We start from the raw sequence: 18,886 nt of genomic DNA, 5'->3' as shown, positions 1-18,886 counted from the left end.
CGTCTGCCGGTGCTTTTTCCCCATTTTTGTGCCAACCTTCCTTCACCCCGTGCGCCTGCTGTTATTCCTGATTTGTGTCCCTCAGTTTGTATTCTGCCAGATCCATCACGACCGGCTCAACGGTTTGCTGATCGGGCAGGGCGTAGGTTTTGCGGGAAGTATCTACGGTTTGAGCAAAGCGTGGTATAAGAAGCCCCTCAAGGATTTTCATACGTTCAACGACAACAAAGAGTGGCTTCAGATCGATAAAGCCGGTCATGCCTATACCTCGTACCAAATTGCCCGGATGGGTATGGCTGCATACCGTTGGGCGGGACTGACGGACCGGAACGCTGCGATTTACGGCGCTACGAGCGGGTTGACGTTTATGCTTCCCATTGAAATTCTGGATGGATTTTCGCCGGAGTACGGCTTTTCTCTCGGGGATATGGCGGCAAACCTGGCGGGCCCTGCGTTGCTGGTCGGACAACAACTTGCCTGGGGAGAAGTTCGTGTGACGCCGAAATGGAGCTTTCACCCGACGCGCCTGGCGCGCGAACGCCCGGAAATACTCGGGAGAACCTGGAAGGAAAGCTGGCTTAAGGATTACAACGGCCAAACCTACTGGCTTTCCGTCAACCCGGCGTCGTTTCAGACGGCCGACCGCTCCGTTCACTGGCCGAAAATGCTCAACATTGCCGTAGGCTACGGAATTGATAACATGATCGCGGCGGATTATGAAAAGAGCGTCGCGCTTGGTCGCCGGCCGGTGCGGCAGTTTTTCCTGTCACCGGACCTGGATCTGACGCGTATTCCGACGAATTCCGACCTGATCCGAAGCCTGTTATTCCTCGCAAACTGCCTGAAAATTCCGGCTCCGGCAATTGAATTCCGCTTTTCGAAAGTACCTCCGAAGTTTAAGGTGAAGGTGCATGCGATTTATTTTTGATCAGAGAGCGGAGCGAATGGTGAGAGCCACTGCCTCCTGAATGTCTTCCTTGACAAATTGCCAGTACTTTCCTTTGAGGCAAATAGGGTCGAAATCTTCTTCAGCGGAAGCGAAATCGGTAAGATTCTTCAGGAGCAGGTTCCTGTCATGGGCGTATTCGTATCGTTGCCGATGCAGTGCGAGTAGGGTAGAAACGTCGTGAATGGTGAGAAGCTCGTGTAAGTCCCCAAAGTCTTTCTTTCGACCTCCGCGTAAGATCACGTCGGGTTTCATGGCGGCGATTTCCTCAACTGAGGCCAAACGGATATTTTCCGCCACTACGGCAGGAAATATAAAAGGATCTGTGTAAAAGAGATCCAGCTTGACAGCGTTTGTCCGATGGTTTCCGATGGAATATGATTTCCCAAGGGCAGGTGAGCAGTTGGCCATATGACTGGCATACGGAAAGGCGGCTTCCACGAACTCGTCTGTTCCTTGAAAATCGACCGTATCGTAAGGGGCGTCTGTAAACAAGTCGATATCTACCGAGCGGCGATGCCCAACCTGGAGGCTGAGGGCAGTACCTCCAACAAGGCGGAAGTCCGCCAGTATCTCTGCCTTCATCAATATATCGAGGCAGTATCGAAGATCCGGGTCAACAGTGTTGTAATATAACGTCATTCATCTTCAGTGATGGGTTCCGTCGACAAAGCGACGGAACCCATCACTGAGACAACTTTTGCTTTTCCATAAAATCGAAGGATCTCAGCTTTTTCGGCTTCGCTTCCACGTTCAAACACACGTCGGATAACTGCCGTCGATTGCTGTTGCCAGTCAATTTTTTCTATCTCAGTATCCCAGAAAAGCGTTTTGCGTAACAAGGACAGATTTGGAGCAATCCGGGTTGCAAGCTTTTCTTTCTCTTTCCGGATATCGTAAAAAACCTGCAAAACGAGCAACGTTCCTTCTTCCAAACCCAGCTCCCGCTCGATTTTTAACGCCAATGAAGTCGTAAGGTTACGTTTCCCTTTCGTAATCGCATTAAAAGTCTGTGGATGCTCGGCCAAGGCCAGAGCAAACGGTCGTTGTTTGAGCGCCCGCCTTTTCAGCTCGCGGTCCAGTACTATCCCGGGATGAATGCCTTTGTATTTTTCGAATCGCCCGTCCATAGTTGAAATGTAAACAGTTTTGTTTACATTCCGAATAATCGAAGGCGAGGAAAAATCCCAGGCGAGCGGGCTTGAAGAAGTTATTTCACCCCATCATACCACCTCTCATACACCTCCCATTTCAACTTCTCTGCCTTTTCCGCGAAATCGGCAGCTTCCAGTGGTCGGCGATAGGACATGATCCGGAGCGAAAACGGAGTTCCATCTGCCCGGTACGGCGGCTGGAAATACGGAAAGTCGTTCAATACAAAACCCAGTCGCTCGTAAAAAACGATACGCTTGCGGCTGATGGCATCTGCCGGCGGTTCGACTTCCAGCAACAGGGGTGTTTGAAAGGCGGCGATCAGGTCGTTCATCGCCTGGGTACCATACCCCGTTCCGCGGGTATCCGGATGTACCGCGAGGTATTCCAGAAACTGAAAATCCCCGAAATCCCAGACGACGGAAAAGGCCATCAGTTTTTCGTTTTCCTCCCAGACATACAGCGAAAAAGCGCCGTTGGAAAGCAGCCGGAGAAAATCCGGAAAAGGCCGTCTTTCTTCCACCGGAAAAGATGATTCCAGTAATTGCCGGATGGTTTCTACGTGAATATGAGCAGGATCGAACAGGCGTTTCATGGCTGACCTAGTTTAAGTACCCCTCCATTCTGATACTGAATCGTTCCCTGAAGCGAGATCTTCCGGGCTTCGACAGATGTACTTACCGTGACGGAGGTTCCGGCCGCAATAATAACCGGATCTGTCGAAAGCGGCACGCGTCGGCAAGCCCAGGTCGCAGGGTCGGTCCAGTTGCCGGAACGGACGCTGGTGACGGCTGTCGTGTAACACATGGCCTGAGCAAGCAGCCGGAGATACGCGCCCTGAGAATAAATCGCCGGCTCATTGAGCTCCCAGGAATTTTCCGGAAAGGAGGTATTCCAGGACTTGTACGACTTCTGAACCGGCTGATTCTGAGGTGGTGACAGCGGAGGGCCGGCATAGGATGGATCCGGGGCAAAGGTCGGATTGGCGCCGCCCATCAGGTACCCTGGTGGCGGATTGGTATCGAAAGCTGTTCCATCGCCGAACCAGGAATGATACATCGTCTGAACAGAATACCCGGCGCCCGAAGTACCCATATTCGTCAGGTAGCAGTATCGCGTGGGGTTGACGCCGTGGAGGTAATGCAGAAACCCAAGACCGGCATCCCGGTACTGCACCCTGTTGGCAGTATCCAGCTGGTACTGATTCATGGTCAGGAACATAGACCCCTGATGCGATTTGGTTTCGTTGCTTCCCCAGGTATAGTTGCGGTCGGCGAGAAAAGCCCTGTAGGCGTCGGTTTGGTTGAGGTATGCCGGAAGGTTTTCGGTATTCCCGTTCTGAAGACTTTGCCGGTAAGTAGTAAGAATGGTATTCCGGACAGAAGGCGTAGCCGCCGGTACCCGGGTATAGTACAGCAGGGCATCCTGATAGGCCGCTTCAAACGGATATGCGTACGACCATGCAAGCAGGTGAAGCTGGGTATACTGTGCATCAAAAAAAGTACGGTAGGCCGTATTTCCGGTCAGTGCAAACAGGTATCCCGCCGCTGCTACCCGCCTGGCCAGCCGGTCGTTTGAGGTATAAGTCGCCGCTGCGCTTTGAAAACCGGTATTCGAAAATACCTGCTCCGGATGCGTGGTACACCAGTCATACGCCCGGATAGCCGCCTGCTGAAGTGTATCGGCGTAGACCGGATCAACGGAACGAAAGGAAAGGGCCGCCAGCGCAAATACCGCTGCGCCGGTAGCTGTCGCATCCGTACTTGCTGCGCCATAACGTCTGGGGTGCGTATCTGCGCTGGGCGGAGAAACGGCGGAAAAGTCGGTGACCGAGACTTTGTGCAACAGCGACCCGTCGGCCGACTGCATACGCCTCAGCCAGTCGAGCTCCCATTTGATTTCGTCGAGCAAATCCGGAATACCATTGCCCGATTCCGGAATGCCGAAATCGTCGGTCCAGACACGCGGATTGTCTTCATACGCCAGCAGCATATCCGTGAGGGTGCCGAAGGTAAACGGGACGTATTTGTTGTAGTCGCCGGCATCGAACCAGCCGCCCCGGAGATCGCGGGGGTCGGTTAGCGAGCCTACGAGCTTGCAGTTGGTATCCTGCTCGGGGCCCAGGAAAGCAGCGCCGTCTGTCCACGGCGCTTCCGCATAAGGAGGTTGTTTGGCGAAGCCGCTGCGCTGGTAAAAGAATACCCGCGTTGCATGCCGGAGTACCGGCCGGTACACCTCTTCCTGAATCTGAAAAGAATAACTGCGGACGTTCCGGATGGTATCCAGTATGAAATAAGTGCCCGGTTCACGCACCGTCGAAAAATCAAACCACCAGACTTTATCTCCTGATTGTGCGTGCGTTGCGCCGCTATTCCAGGCCACCGGCGCTGCCTGGAAAACGACCTGATTAGTCGCGGCATTCCGGACCTGATAAACAGTTCCGGGGGTGAAAGAGCTTCCGGCGTCGTAGCCGGTCTGCGGGTTGGCGATGACCGCTATTTTCTTCGCCAGGGGTTGGTAGCCGAACTGATCGATCCGGAGATGCGGATCAGTGACCGGGCCGTTCGGGTAAGTTGTCAGCTGGTAGTTCCGGAAGAAGTTCCACATCGTTTGCGCAACGGGAAAAAGCGTGCTCCAGCCATGCGTCGCATCTTTCGTCATCAGTAAAATGACTTTTTTTCCGGAACCGCAAAAGGTCAGGGAATCTACATTCGCATTGAGGGGATTCGTCGTGTATCCACTGCCGTTATTACAATTCCCGTAGGCATAATTCGATAATGGCCAGACGAAATCCGGCGTTGGGTCCGGATAGGGGGAAATCGGCGGGGTGACCGTCCCGTCTCCCTTGCTATGTATATGCAGGACAGGAACCTGCTGGTAATTGCCAGTGGCGAAGCGGTTGGTGAGGTAACTGTCATTCCCCCAGAGACTGGCTGCTACCGGAGCAACCGCCGCTATTTTCTGCGGTATTGCCAGACTGAGGAAGTAGCAGAAAAACCCGCCGCCGGAATGCCCCGTGGCATATACCCGGTTTCGGTCGATATGATACTGCTGATAAAAGTAGTCGATCAGATCGGAGACAAAAGCGACATCATCCGGAGCGTTCGGATCGGCCGGCGACGGGCCGTTCGGGTCTCCGACGGTACCGAAACCCGGCGCGGTGTCCGCATATTTATTGAACTGGATTCCACCGCCGACGTTCACGGCATTCGGGTATACCACCAGAAAGGATTGCTGATCCGCGACGGCGTCCAGTCCGGCGTAGGCCTGAAAGCCGGCGCCCGTACCGCCGTCTCCGTGACAGGCGATGACCAGCGGTAGTCCGCCGGGAGGTATGGCAGCAGGAAGGTGGTAGGAAAAGGAGCGGATTCTGCCTCCGGACGGAAGGGTTCCCGAACCGGAAACCTGGGCATAGCCGGTAAGGCAGGCAAACAGGCCGGCTGCTGCAATGGCGGTTGAGAGGGCTTGCATGGCGGATAGTCAGGAATTGACCAAAGGTAATGCGCCCCGGCCGATTCCTGACTACCAGTCGTTTAATTCGCTTTCCGGTTGAGAAACAAGCCGATTGAAATGAGGATAATCCCCAGTAAACACACTGCCGGCCATTGCCCGCTTGTCCAGGCCATCATACCCAGGAAAGAACCCAGCGAGCCGCCTGCAAAGGCACTGGACATGTAAACCGTATTGAGGCGGCTCCGCGCTTCCGGTTTCAGGGCGAATACTTTCGTCTGATTCGAAATATGCGTCAGCTGTTGTCCCATATCCAGCAGAATCACACCGAGGATCACCACCAGCAGCGATTTGCTCAATATGCCCATCAGCGCGAAGGCTACGATGCCCACTGCCATGCCGGCGAGGATCGTCGGGCGCGGGCCGCGTTTGTCAGCACTCCTTCCGGCCAGCGGAGCAGCAAGCGCTCCAACCGCGCCGATGAGTCCGAAGAGGCCGACGATATCACTTTTAAATTGATAGTCAGGGCCTTCCAGGAAAAATACGAGCGTCGTCCAGAACGCGCTGAACGCCCCGAACTGAAACAGGGAGGTAGCTGCCGCCTGGCGCAGCGGGGGAAGTGTCCGCACCAGCGTCCACAGGGATTTCATCAGGCTGCCATAGGTGCCGGTGTACGTCGGCTGGCTATCCGGAAGGCGGGTGTACAGCAGCGCCATGATGACCAGCATGAGGCCGCCCCCCGCCAGAAACATCGTCTGCCAGCCGAAATGAGCGCCTACGTAGCCACTGACAGTCCGCGACAGCAGGATACCGATGAGCAAACCGCTCATGACTTTGCCGACTACCTTTCCGCGGCTCTCGTCCGGCGCCAGGTGAGCCGCCATTGGCAGCAGCAATTGCGGAACAGACGAGAAAATACCGATGAATAAGCTGGCAATCAGGAGAATGGGATAACTGAGGGTAAATCCTGCAATCAGCAAAAACACAGTGGCGCCCGTCAGCATCAGCAAAATGAGACGCTTCCGCTCGAATTTGTCTCCGAGCGGAACCATGAAAAGAAGACCGAGGGTATACCCGACCTGCGTAATGGTGGCAATCCAGCCGACGGCCTTTTCCGATAGCGAGAGGGAAGAAGCGATGCTTTGCAGCAACGGCTGGTTGTAATAAATGTTGGCAACGACCACGCCGCATGTAACGGCCATGATCCATACCAGACTGGGGGCAATCGCCTGCGGCGGACGTTCAACAGTAGCCTGCATCTTGGTATTCATTGGGAAGATAGGGATAGGACGGGAACAGCATCACCGCCGGGGAAGTTTCGGAGGAAACGAAAAAAGGTCCCGCCCGGAAGCGGAACCTCGTATTGAATGCCCAGTAGGAGTGGGCATCAAACGGCCTCAAAATGCTGTTCGTAAGCCGAGCGGAGCATTTTCAATGCCCGGCCCATCTGGGCTTCGACGGTCTTGATCGACAGGTCGAGCTTCTCGGCAATTTCCCGGTACATCAGCCCTTCTTCCCGGCTCATGCGGAAAATCAGGCGGCAGCGCTTGGGGAGAGCTGCAATATGGCTTTCGAGGAAATGGCTCAGGATCTGGTAGTCGTACTGGTCCGCGAGGCGGTCTTCCGACAACGGCAGGGAATTCGCTACTTCCGGCGTAATCTCGTGCAGGTGCAACTCGTGCCGGTAGTGCTTGAGGTAGTCAAATGCCAGGTTCCGGACAGAGCGGAAAAGGTACGATTCGAATGAGGTATGAATCTGCAGGCGGGAGCGATGTTGCCAGAAGTGCATGAATACGTCCAGCACGATCTCCTCCGCCAGCTCGGCAGAATTGACAATTTTCGTCGCGTAAACCAGCAGCCGCTTGTGGTACCGGTGATACAGATCGGAAAACGCCGTGTCGTCTGCGTTCTGAATGAAACGCTCGAACAATTGGGCAGTAGATGCCTTCGATTTGGCGATGGCCGGACGAAGTGCAGAGCGACGTGACGAGAGATGCATCGGTTTGGTAGTAAGACGTATTCGATTTTTCCCAGAAACCGGAAAAACAGGTGTTGCTTTCGTGCCGGTTTGTTGAAGGGATATTGGGGGGGTAAAACAGCACCGCCAAGCGCCGGAGAAAATATTTTTACGCAACCGTTCCCGGGAACGGTTGCGTAAACTATCTTTAGGTCAGTTTTTTTTAGGTAAAGTTCAATTTTTGCCGAAGAAAGAGGAGGAGTAGAATCAAATCGTCCCGGTACTGTTTTGGATTTTTCCGGGTTTCGCAAAAAATACCGTCGTGAATAGTTCGATTATTACCCTGAAGGAAATTGCCCGCCGGCTTGGTGTTTCCAAGTCGACCGTCTCCCGCGCCCTGCGTGACAGCAGCGAAATTGGGGAGGAAACGAAGCGGAAAGTACTGGAGCTGGCCCAGGAACTGAGTTACTCCCCGAACCCCATCGCGCTGAGCCTTCAGCGCAGCCGTAGCCAGACCATCGGGATCATCGTCCCGGAGATTGCTAATTCTTTTTTTGCGCTGGTTATCAGTGGAGTAGAAGAAGTAGCCTACCGCATGGGCTACCACATCATTATCTACCAGAGCCACGATTCAGTAGACCGCGAAGTTGCTGATGTGCGGAATATTCTGGTACGGCGGGCCGACGGACTCGTTGTCTCTACAGCCAGCTCCGTCCGTAACGGAGACCACTTCCGCACCCTTCAAGAGCAGGGGATTCCCGTCGTTTTCTTCGACCGGAAAGTGGATAATTTTCAAACGCACCAGGTATTGGTCGACGACTTCGACGGCGCCTTCCGGGCTACCGAGCACCTGATCGCGCAGGGTTGCCGTCGCCTGGCATGTCTGACCGGTCCGCAGCATCTGCCGATTGTCCAGCAGCGAACAGCCGGGTTCCGCGCGGCGCTGCATAAAAACAACCTGCCTGTACGTGAAGAATGGCTCGTGGAAGGCCCCTTCCGGCAGCAGAGCGGCAATCAGTTGACGAAAGAATTGTGTGCAAACGCCGCCGACTATCCCGACGGTATCCTGGCCGCGAGTACCAGTATCGCGCTGGGCGCGCACCTCGCCATCCGGGAAATGGGCCTGCGCATGCCCGAGCAGGTAGCGTTGATCGGGTTTTCAGATCCGCCGATCGCGCCGTTGCTCGACCCGCCGTTGAGCTCAGTGGCTCAACCCGGCTTTGAAATGGGGCAGCAGGCGGCCGAACTATTGATTGACCTGATTGAAAAGAAGGGAAAGCCGATCCGGTATCAAACGCGTATCCTGCAAACGGATCTCGTCATACGGAAATCCTCGGAACGGAAGGGGTCGATGGTGGAAGAAATGAATGAGTTTATCTGATCTTCTGTGAATTCTGTGCTTTCTGTGAGTAACATTTTTTATTTCTCACAGAAAACACAGAATTCACAGAAACGTAATTTTGCTCTTTGCCCTACATCCCGATACTCGTCAGCCAGTTTTTCAACCGCTCCGTCCACTTATCAGGAGTTGTCGGGTTGTTCATGCCGAAGCCGTGGCCACCTTTGGGGTAAATGTGCAACTCCGCCGGAACGCCGTTGCGCTTACAAGCCAGGAAAAATTCAACAGAGTTTTCCACCGGCACACCACCGTCGTCCGCTGCGTGAACAAGGAAAGCCGGTGGCGTTTGTTTCGTAACCTGCTTTTCGTTGGAGTAAAGGTCTATTTTTTCGGGAGAGGCATTCTTACCAAGCAGCGCATCGCGCGAGCCTCCGTGTGCAAGCCCGGGTGCAAAGCTGATAACCGGATACAGCAGCACCAGAAAATCCGGGCGAACGGATACCGTTGACCGGCCCGGCCAGTTTCCGACCGGATGCTCGAAATGAGTGCCGGCTGTAGAGGCCAGGTGCCCGCCGGCCGAGAAACCCATGACACCGATCTTGTCGGGACGTATGCCAAACTCCACCGCCCGCGAACGCACCAGGCGGATGGCCTGCTGGGCGTCGGTCAGCGGACCGGTTTCTTTGTCCATAAACAGGTTCTCCGTTGTCGGCAGGCGGTACTTCAGGACGAAGGTCGTCACCCCGAAGTCATTGAGCGTCTTGGCAACATCCGACCCTTCATGCCCGGCAGCGAGGATGTAATAGCCGCCTCCCGGGCAGATAATTATCGCTGTGCCATTGGGTTTGGCGGGTTTGTAGACTGTCAGCGTAGGTTTCGTGACGTTGCGGATGCGGAGAATTCCGTCGTTTTCTGCGATCTCGTCTGTCGTCGGCGCGTTCGGCGCCTGATTCGGAATAGGCTGAAAGTCGTAAAGCGGAATAACCTGCTGTGCCTGAGTACCGAGAGTAAGCATGCTGCCGAGTAAAACCAGTGCGGTTTTTTTCATGGTGATTTAGAGGTTTTAGGGGATCAGGCGGGCTGCTCCTCGCGGGAAATCCGCTTCTGGCGACGCTGCCCGACCGTAATTAAGACGACTGCCGCAATGATAATGACTGCTGCCAGTACTACTTTGAATGAAAGTTGTTCTCCGACAAAAATATAACCCAGCAACAAAGCAACCAGCGGGTTTACATAATTATAGGTAGCTAATAGCGTAGGCGTCGTCTTCTGCGCGAGCCAGCTGAAAACGGTAAAGCCTCCCAGCGAGCCGATAATCAGCAGGTATGCATACGATTGAAACGTCACCAGGTTCATTTTTCCCGGATCAAAGCGCAGCCACTCGCCGGTCAGGCCGCTCACGAGGAGCGTCGCCATGCCTCCGCCCAGCATTTGCATGGCGGAAATGTATGCCGCCGAATAGGGTACCGGAGAGCGCTGCGCCGTTACCATTCCCAAACTCCAGCAAAACGTAGCGAGCAGGAGCGCCAGGATACCCCAGGTGAAATTGGCAGAGGCGCCTTCCAGCGAAAAGGCTTCAAAATCGAGAAGCAACCCGACACCGAGGACGCCCGTCAGTACGCCGCCCAGCACCATCGCACTCGGCCGTATACCCAGCCAGAGCCATTGCAGCAATACCAGCCAGATCGGCACGGCCGCCACAATCAGCGCAGCATATCCCGTTGGTACCCAGGCTACTGCGATACTCACGCCGCCGTTGCCCACGCCCAGTAGCAAAATGCCGATCCAGGTCGAGATCAGCCACGAACGCCGGTCCGGCCATACCTGCGGCTCCCGGAAGCGCGCCCAGGCAAGCATGATCATTCCCGCCGACAGATTCCGGAAACCGGAAGCGAGCAGGGGAGGTACGGTTTCGACGAGGTAGTGAATAGCCAGATACGTACTGCCCCAGGCGAGGTACAGGTACAGCAATCCGGACCAGATTTGGAAGGAAGAAGTGCGGCTCATGGGAAGTTTAAGTGCGACCAAATTACAGAAAAGTTGACGACCCTGCTTTCACAATTTATTTTTGGACATGCGAGAAGACCTGACCTACTACCTCTCCGTCGACACCGGCGGTACCTTCACCGATTGCATCGCCCGGGATTCCGAAGGGCATTCCTATCAGCTCAAAGTACTTTCCAGCGGATGCCTGAGGAGTCGTGTTGTTTCGGCAGCCGATAATCGGCTCACGGTGCTGAATGTGTGGGGGTTAACACGTGATGTACTGAAAGGATTCCGCTTTCGCTCGCTCTCAGGCAATTTTACCTCTGTCGTACAGACCTGCCTGCCTCAGGGGAGGTTTGCGGTACTTGAACTCGAAGATGCGCCGCCGGAAGGTATTGGCGCTTTCGAGCTGACCGCGGGAGAGGAGGCGCCCGTACTGGCGGCCCGTCTGCTGACCGGAACTGCTCCCGGCGAGGTATTCCCGCCGCTGGTCCTGCGCCTGGGTACTACCCGCGGAACCAACGCGCTGCTGGAAGGAAAGGGCGCACGCACTGCGCTCTACATTACGCAGGGATTCCGGGACTTACTCCGGATCGGAGATCAATCCCGGCCGGATCTTTTCGCGTTGAATATCCGTAAACCGGCGCCGCTTTATTCCGATGTCATCGAAGTCGAAGAGCAGATTGACGCAGCCGGTAATGTGCTGATTCCGATGAAATTACCTGCTGCGACAGATGCCGAAAGTATTGCCGTTTGCCTGAAAAATGCGTTCCGGAATCCGGTACACGAACAGCAGCTGGCTACGTTTCTGAAACATCCTTTTACCTCTGTTTCGACGGATCTGTCGTCCCAGATCAAGTTTCTGCACCGGGCGGAGACGGCCGTCGTCAATGCGTATCTGTCACCCGTTATTCATCAATACCTCGGAAAAATCCAGGAAGTACTCCGCGGCGGCGAGCTCTTTGTGATGAGCAGTGCCGGGAATCTGGTCCGGGCTACATCTTTTGAACCGAAGGATAGTCTCCTCAGCGGCCCGGCCGGTGGAGTAGTAGGGGCAGCGGAAACGGCCCGCCGGGCAGGTTTTCAGCGTATTCTGACCTTTGATATGGGCGGAACGAGTACAGATGTGGCCCGGTACGACGGAGATTACGACTACCAGTTTGAGTCTGTCATCGGTCAGGCGCGGCTGCAGGCGCCGGCGCTGGCGATTCATACCGTTGCAGCAGGCGGCGGGTCGGTTTGCGGATTCGACGGGCAAAAGCTGTATGTCGGACCGGAATCGGCAGGCGCCTCGCCCGGTCCGGCCTGCTACGGCGCAGGCGGCCCGCTGACGATCACCGACGTTAACCTGCTGCTCAGGCGCCTCGACGCCGGCCAGTTTGGTATTCCGGTATCCCTGGAAGATGCTTCATTCCGGCTGGAAGAGCTGTTGACTGCCATCGAAACAAAAACCGGGGCCCGGCCCGGTGCCGAAGACACCCTGCTGGGCTTTATCCGGATCGCAGATGAAACGATGGCCGAGGCTGTCCGGACGATTTCCGTCTCCAAAGGATACGATCCGGCGGAGTACGCCCTCGTCGCTTTCGGCGGGGCTGGTGGGCTCCACGCGTGCGGAGTAGCGCGGTTGCTCCATGTGCGGACGATCTTGCTGCCGGCACAGGCGGGGCTGTTGAGCGCCTATGGGATCTCCCGGTCACGTCTGGAACGGTTTGCCGAACGATCTGTTCTTCAGTTACTTGACAATCCGTCTGTCCTCCGCGATTACCTGAAAATTTTGGAGGAAGACGCCCTGGGACGACTGGAGGAAGAGGGGGTTGCGGATGGATACATCCGCCGCCGCTTCGTTTTTCTCCGGTTAAAAGGGCAGGAATCCAGCCTCGAAATACCGGTTGAATCACTGGATATTGCCGTGCTGGGCGGATTATTCCGGGCAAGATACGAGCAGGTCTATGGCTATTTCCCCGAAAACAGAAGTATTGAAATCGAAAGTATACGGGTCATAGCAGCAGAGCGTGTGCAGGAAGATATGCCCGGTGGAGCTGCTTCCCCGGAACGTATTCCCGTACCTGCTGCTCCGGTTATCCGGCGGGAGGAATTAGCTGCCGGAAGCGTCGTCCAGGGGCCCTGTGTGCTGACCGATGCGTTTTCGACTACCTGGCTCGACGAAGGTTCCGAAGCCCTCGTCGATCCCGACGGAACAGTCATCATTACCTTACACGAGCATACGCAGGCAATAGCCGGGCACGAACTCGCTGACCTGGAGCTGTTTACAAACCGCTTTCGTGCGATTGCCGAAAATATGGGCGAAATGCTCCGCCGTACCAGTCTTTCCGTCAACGTAAAAGAACGGCTGGATTTTTCCTGCGCTCTGCTGGATGAAAACGGCGAACTCATCGCCAATGCTCCGCATATCCCGGTGCATCTGGGGAGTCTCGGCGTATGCGTCCGGAAGGTACGGGAGGCGATTCCGATGGAGGAGGGGGATGTTGTCGTGACCAATCACCCTGGTTTTGGAGGAAGTCACCTGCCGGACGTTACCCTGATTACTCCGGTTTTCTGGCAGGGAACCCGGATCGGGTACGTAGCGAGTCGCTGCCATCACGCTGAAATGGGCGGTATCCGACCCGCTTCGATGCCGCCGGATGCGAAAAACCTGGAAGAAGAAGGCGTTGTTATTCCACCGATGTACCTCGTTCACCACGGCCAGACACGCTGGGCGGAAATGACTGACGTGCTGACGGGCGCGAGGTATCCCAGTCGTTCGCCGGAAGAAAACCTGGCCGATCTCAACGCGGCGCTCGCCGCCAACCGCGAGGGCGCTACGGGGTTACAGCGACTGGCCGCTGCGTCCGGTATTGATACCGTTCGGCTTTACATGGAAAAACTGAAGGCCTATTCTGCCGCAAAAGTCCGGGAATATGTTTTCGGATTACCGGTCGGGTCGGCAGCGGAAATGCTGGACGACGGTACACCTCTCCGCATAGCGATGCGGCAGTCGGATCACCGTATCATCGACTTTTCCGGAACCGGAGGGGTGCATCCGGGAAACCTCAACGCCAACGAAGCCATCGTTCAAAGCGTGGTCATGTACGTACTCCGGACGCTCATTCCGGAAAATATTCCGCTGAATGACGGGTTGCTGCGGGCTGTGGAATTGATTATTCCGGAAGATACGCTGCTGCGACCGGCCTTCCCGCCGGAAGCCTCCCGCTGCCCGGCCGTGGTCGGCGGCAACGTCGAAACCAGTCAGCGCCTCACCGATACGCTTCTGAAAGCCTTCGGCTCGGTGGCCTGCTCCCAGGGTACGATGAATAACACGCTGTTTGGAAACGACCGCTTCGGATATTACGAAACCGTAGGCGGGGGTACCGGCGCCGGGCCGGACTTTGCCGGCGCTTCCGGCGTACACCAGCACATGACCAATACGCGCATCACTGATCCTGAGATACTTGAATGGCGGTATCCGGTCCGGCTGGAGCGCTTCGAAATCCGGGAAGGCTCGGGTGGAGCCGGGCGTTTCCGGGGAGGCGATGGTATCCGCCGTGTCATGGAATTTCTGGAACCGGTGACGTTGTCCATGCTTACCCAGCACCGGAACGCCGGTCCGTATGGCGTGGCGGGCGGGCATCCAGGCGCTGCCGGCCGGCAGTGGGTGACACGGGCCGATGGTACCATCCTTCCCCTGAGAGGCATCGACGGCGCAGCGCTTGCCGCGGGCGATCGCCTGCACCTCGAAACGCCCGGCGGCGGCGGATACGGCCCGCCTGCCTGACGGGTATTAAAATGAAATTAAAACCGGATTTCGGGGTTTGACCGGAACGGCCTTGCCCGTCTAATCTGCGTGGGTGACAACAGCACCCGTTTTGCATATGCAGGTAACGAAGCAGCATGCCGGAGTGGAGGAGCGTTTTTTGGGATTTTCTCCCGAAAGAAGGTCTATTTTAGCAACGTCCAGTAAGAGGAACAGGTGACAGCCTGACGGGAAAAGCCCGGCGGGGGTCGCCTGCTGTGCTTTTATCCACGTCATACTTCACCTGCATGCATTTCAGACGACTCCTTCCGGTCACGACCCTCGCAGCCAGCCTTTTGCTGTCGCACATCGCTTACAGCCAGCAGTTTAAAGATGGTAAACTATGGCTCAACGAAGACGGCAGCAACTATTTCAAGGTGACGCTCACGGGCCAGTTCTGGCTGAGAAATACCGACCTGAACCCGGGCTCAACGGTCAATGGGTTCGCAAAACGGAATGTCACCGACATTGGTATCCGGCGCGCCCGGATGCAGGCCTATGGGCAGATTGCCGACCGTGTTTTTCTGTATACCCAGATCGGAATGAATAACTTTAACTACCTGTCAGACCGGAAAGCCGGCTTCTTTATCCACGATATCAACGGGGATTACGAAGTCGTGCGGAAGAAATTCTTCCTCGGCGGCGGGTTGACGGCCTGGAACGGGCTGTCCCGGTATTCTTCCCCCTCGGTAGGCTCGATTCTAGGCCTCGATGCGCCGCTTTTTGAACAGAATACCAACGACGTGACCGACCAGTTTCTCCGGAAACTCAGCATTTACGCAAAAGGCAAACTGGGAAAGCTGGACTACCGGGTGACGGTCGCCTCACCGATGTCAATTACCAAATCGGCCGGGTATGTTCCGGCGATCGGCGCGAATTCCACGTTTTCGCCGAAACCCGCGCAGCTGCAGCTCAACGGGTATTTTCAATGGCAGTTTCTGGATCGGGAGTCGAACGTGACGGGTTATAATACAGGTACTTACCTGGGTAGTAAGCGGGTATTCAATATTGGCGCGGGTTTTCAGTACCAGGATAATGCCCAGTGGCATACCTCCGCGTCGGGAGATACGGTGGAAACGTCCATGCGGAATTTCGCGGTGGATGTTTTTTACGATGCACCTGTCAACAAATCAAAGGGTACTGCAATCAGTATTTACGCGGCGTACCTGAATACCTATTATGGTCCTGGCTACATCCGCAATCAGGCTGTCATGAATCCGGCGGATGGCCGTAGTACGCAGGCCAGTCTGGTCAACGGAGGCGGAAACGGATACCCGTCTTTCGGTACCGGAAATCTGCTTTACGCACAGGCGGGGTACAAATTCCGGGATAACCTTGTCGGAAAAACGACGCTGATGCCCTATGCCAGTCTGCAATACGCGAAGTATGACCGCCTGAATGACGCGATGTTGTTCTGGGACGCAGGCATCAACTGGCTGCTCAGAGGCCATACCTCGAAGCTGACGCTGGCCTATCAGAACCGCCCCCTGTTCGAAACCCGCGGCCAACAAGCGGACCTGACCGGACACAGAGGGGCCTTTATTCTTCAGTATCAGGTATTTCTGAACTGAATCCAAACGCAAATACCAGAGTAGTTTATAGTGGGAAGGTTGGAAACCTCCGCTCCGTTGGGGTGGAGGTTCTTTTTTGTTTTCAGTTTGTGGTTTTCTGTTTTCAGTTGCTTGTTCGGCAGCCGGGTGCGCGTAGTCTAAGCTGGTTGCCTACCGTAGTGGAGCTACGCACGGCGGGCAATCGGCCTCGACTACTCGCACCGGGCTACCAACCGTAAACTGAAAACGCCACCAATTTTCCAACTATTTATTAATTTTTAATCCCGTTTTTATTTTTCCTTCAATTTTCGCCTTCTTTGATAAGTCAATTTTGTAATTGATTTAACTCCTTATTGAACTTATTTCATGAAACTCAGCGAGAATTGGTCATACTACAGGCGCTCTCTAATTGAAAGCGACTGGAAATCAGGTCTTTCGGTCTTTCTTGTCGCACTTCCGCTCTGCCTCGGGATTGCGCTGGCATCGGGAGCCCCTCTTTTTTCAGGGTTGGTAGCCGGAATAGTGGCCGGCGTACTGGTTTCACTACTCTCCGGTTCGGAGATTTCAGTGAGTGGCCCCGCCGCCGGATTGACGGTGATTGTCGCCGCCGCGATTACCAAACTGGAGTCGTTCGAAGGTTTCCTCGTGGCGGTAATACTCGCCGGTGCTTTGCAGGTGTTGCTGGGTGCGTTGAAAGCCGGCCGTCTCAGCGCATACTTCCCGGAAAGTGTGATCCGGGGTATGCTGGTTGCCATCGGAATTGTCATCATCCTCAAACAGATACCGCACGCCCTGGGCGACGACCAGGATGCGGAAGGGGAGTTCGAGTTTCTTCAGAACGACCACGAAAATACCATTACCGAGCTGATCAAGTCGGTGGTATCGTTTCATGAAGGTGCTTTGATTATCAGTGTGTTGGCTATTGTTCTCCTCGTTTTCTGGGATAAACTCGCCAAAAAAGGAATTGGCTTCTTCAAGGCTTTTCCCTCATCTCTCGCCGCAGTATTGCTGGGAGTAGGACTGAATGAATGGTTCAAAGCAGCTTTCCCGTCGCTCTTCCTCGGAAACCTTCCGACCCACATGGTCAACGTACCGATCGCCAAAGAAGGCGAGGGCCTGTTAAGCATTCTTATTTTCCCGGATTTCAGTTTCATCACCAATCCGCAGGTATGGGTGACCGCCGGTACCATCGCGATTGTGGCCAGTCTGGAAACCCTGCTGAACCTCGAAGCCTCGGACGCAATCGATCCGTACAAGCGTATTTCGTCTCCTAATAAGGAATTGGTCGCTCAGGGAGTTGGCAACCTGGTTTCGGGAATGATCGGCGGGTTACCGATCACGTCGGTAGTGGTGCGCACCTCTGCCAACGTATATTCCGGAGCGCGTTCGCGGATGTCTGCTTTTGTTCACGGTTTGCTGCTGTGTGTAGCTGTATTTGCGTTGCCGGGACTGCTCAACCGCATTCCGCTGTCGTCGCTGGCGGCGGTACTGATCATCGTTGGATGGAAACTGGCCAATCCTTCCCACTTCATCAAACAGTGGAAAGAGGGAGTGGATCAGTTCATTCCGTTTCTGGTGACGATCCTGCTGGTTGTCTTTACTGACCTGCTGATGGGGATTTTCATCGGGACATTCGTGGGACTGGCTTTTGTCCTGTATACCAATTTTCACTCCGTGCTCACGGTCGTCCGGGATGAAAATCGCGTTCTCATTAAATTCAACAAAGACGTATCATTCCTCAATAAACCAAAAATCAAACAGGTCCTGAGTGAAATTGAAGCGGGCGACATGGTTATCTTTGACGGCAGCCGCGCGCAGTTTATCGACTACGATGTGTTTCAGCTCATGAAAGAATTCAAGGAAAATGCGCCCGAACGGGAAGTGTCTGTTGAATTCAAGCACGTTAGCCGGCGTAAACTCGAAGACCGGAAATCCACTGAAGTTTTGTAAGCGACTTTCCCACTAACAACTACTATGCAGGAATACCAGCGACTTCTCTTGAATAACAAAGCCTGGGCGATGGAAAAGCTCCAGGAAAATGAAGCCTTTTTCGACGATCTGGCCAGAGACCAGAAGCCCAAGTTTCTCTGGATCGGTTGCGCCGACAGCCGGGTACCTGCCGAGCAGATTACTCAGACACAGCCGGGGGAGATCTTTGTCCACCGGAACGTCGCCAACCTGGTGGTACACACCGATATGAACATGCTTTCCGTGCTTCAGTATGCCGTGGAAGTGCTGAAAGTGAAGCACATTATCGTGTGCGGCCACTATGGCTGCGGCGGGGTGCGGGCGGCGATGGGCAATCAGGACCTCGGGCTGATCAACAAGTGGCTCCGTAACATCAAGGAAGTCTACTACAAACACGAAGAGGAAATCAACGCCATTGAAGACGAACACAAACGGTCAGACAGGCTCGTAGAATTGAACGTACTCGAACAGGTGAAGAACCTGTCGAAAACGACCATCGTGCAGCGTGCCTGGAAGACCCGGGAGGTGCCGTATATCCACGGATGGGTATTCGGGTTGAAGACGGGGATTATCAACGAAATCCTGAGCCTTCCGCCGAATAGTCCGATTGATCCGGTATTCCGGTACGATTTCGATTAAGGGGAAGGTTTTTTTCTCACAGAATACACAGACTTCACAGAAAACTGCTTGGGAGTAGATTAGCTAAAATCTTCCAGCTTTTTCTGTGAAGTCTGTGTATTCTGTGAGA

At 54.9% G+C, this 18,886-nt stretch carries 14 protein-coding genes; 6 read left to right on the top strand and 8 right to left on the bottom strand.

Translation table 11 applies throughout. The features are described 5' to 3' along the window. Window positions 1-49: 49 nt before the first annotated feature. Window positions 50-928 carry a DUF2279 domain-containing protein gene (locus BLR09_RS05045; protein WP_176785457.1) on the top strand — a complete coding sequence of 293 codons (879 nt, stop codon included), beginning with the start codon at window positions 50-52 and terminating at the stop codon, window positions 926-928. On the opposite strand, the gene BLR09_RS05040 is transcribed toward BLR09_RS05045, so the two are convergent. The 6 genes from BLR09_RS05040 to BLR09_RS05015 form a co-directional block, all read right to left on the bottom strand. Continuing rightward, on the bottom strand, window positions 929-1,588 hold the full coding sequence (locus BLR09_RS05040; protein WP_093198627.1) for a nucleotidyl transferase AbiEii/AbiGii toxin family protein: 660 nt from the start codon (window positions 1,586-1,588) through the stop codon (window positions 929-931). Beyond that, window positions 1,585-2,076 (bottom strand): helix-turn-helix transcriptional regulator, encoded by a 492-nt coding sequence (locus BLR09_RS05035; protein WP_093198625.1) that lies wholly within the window; start codon window positions 2,074-2,076, stop codon window positions 1,585-1,587. Before BLR09_RS05035 ends, BLR09_RS05040 begins: the two co-directional genes overlap by 4 nt. Before the next feature lie 80 nt (window positions 2,077-2,156). Then, window positions 2,157-2,693 carry a GNAT family N-acetyltransferase gene (locus tag BLR09_RS05030; protein ID WP_093198622.1) on the bottom strand — a complete coding sequence of 179 codons (537 nt, stop codon included), beginning with the start codon at window positions 2,691-2,693 and terminating at the stop codon, window positions 2,157-2,159. Then, window positions 2,690-5,569 carry a glycoside hydrolase family 9 protein gene (locus BLR09_RS05025; protein WP_093198620.1) on the bottom strand — a complete coding sequence of 960 codons (2,880 nt, stop codon included), beginning with the start codon at window positions 5,567-5,569 and terminating at the stop codon, window positions 2,690-2,692. Before BLR09_RS05025 ends, BLR09_RS05030 begins: the two co-directional genes overlap by 4 nt. Before the next feature lie 62 nt (window positions 5,570-5,631). Continuing rightward, window positions 5,632-6,819, bottom strand: coding sequence for an MFS transporter (locus BLR09_RS05020; RefSeq protein ID WP_245689868.1), 1,188 nt, complete (start codon window positions 6,817-6,819; stop codon window positions 5,632-5,634). Window positions 6,820-6,935: 116 nt separating this feature from the next. Beyond that, a complete protein-coding gene (locus BLR09_RS05015) occupies window positions 6,936-7,547 on the bottom strand; it encodes an RNA polymerase sigma-70 factor (RefSeq protein WP_093198617.1) in 612 nt (203 codons plus the stop codon). Between the two features lie 280 nt (window positions 7,548-7,827). On the opposite strand from BLR09_RS05015, the gene BLR09_RS05010 reads away from it, so the two are divergent. After that, window positions 7,828-8,886 carry a LacI family DNA-binding transcriptional regulator gene (locus BLR09_RS05010; protein ID WP_093198615.1) on the top strand — a complete coding sequence of 353 codons (1,059 nt, stop codon included), beginning with the start codon at window positions 7,828-7,830 and terminating at the stop codon, window positions 8,884-8,886. A gap of 91 nt (window positions 8,887-8,977) precedes the next feature. Here BLR09_RS05010 and BLR09_RS05005 read toward each other — a convergent pair whose 3' ends face one another. Together BLR09_RS05005 and BLR09_RS05000 are read right to left on the bottom strand one after the other, a co-directional pair. Beyond that, window positions 8,978-9,892 (bottom strand): alpha/beta hydrolase, encoded by a 915-nt coding sequence (locus BLR09_RS05005; protein ID WP_093198612.1) that lies wholly within the window; start codon window positions 9,890-9,892, stop codon window positions 8,978-8,980. 23 nt (window positions 9,893-9,915) lie between these two features. Beyond that, window positions 9,916-10,851: an EamA family transporter gene (locus tag BLR09_RS05000; RefSeq protein ID WP_093198610.1), complete on the bottom strand. Its 936-nt coding sequence runs from the start codon at window positions 10,849-10,851 to the stop codon at window positions 9,916-9,918. A gap of 67 nt (window positions 10,852-10,918) precedes the next feature. Here BLR09_RS05000 and BLR09_RS04995 point away from each other — a divergent pair, with 67 nt between their 5' ends. The 4 genes from BLR09_RS04995 (at window position 10,919) to can (ending at window position 18,777) form a co-directional block, all read left to right on the top strand. Then, complete coding sequence (locus tag BLR09_RS04995) at window positions 10,919-14,602, top strand: hydantoinase B/oxoprolinase family protein (protein ID WP_093198607.1); 3,684 nt, start codon at window positions 10,919-10,921, stop codon at window positions 14,600-14,602. A gap of 266 nt (window positions 14,603-14,868) precedes the next feature. Further along, complete coding sequence (locus tag BLR09_RS04990; RefSeq protein WP_093198605.1) at window positions 14,869-16,191, top strand: hypothetical protein; 1,323 nt, start codon at window positions 14,869-14,871, stop codon at window positions 16,189-16,191. 345 nt (window positions 16,192-16,536) lie between these two features. After that, window positions 16,537-18,120, top strand: a complete 1,584-nt coding sequence (locus BLR09_RS04985) for a SulP family inorganic anion transporter (protein ID WP_093198602.1) — start codon at window positions 16,537-16,539, stop codon at window positions 18,118-18,120. Between the two features lie 24 nt (window positions 18,121-18,144). Further along, the gene (gene can / locus BLR09_RS04980) at window positions 18,145-18,777 is read left to right on the top strand and encodes a carbonate dehydratase (protein ID WP_093198600.1); all 633 of its coding nucleotides are present in this window, start codon (window positions 18,145-18,147) and stop codon (window positions 18,775-18,777) included. The last annotated feature ends 109 nt before the right edge of the window (window positions 18,778-18,886 follow it).

The organism is Siphonobacter aquaeclarae, assembly GCF_900103285.1.
Lineage (GTDB): Bacteria > Bacteroidota > Bacteroidia > Cytophagales > Spirosomataceae > Siphonobacter > Siphonobacter aquaeclarae.
This window is presented reverse-complemented; position numbering and strand designations above follow the sequence as displayed.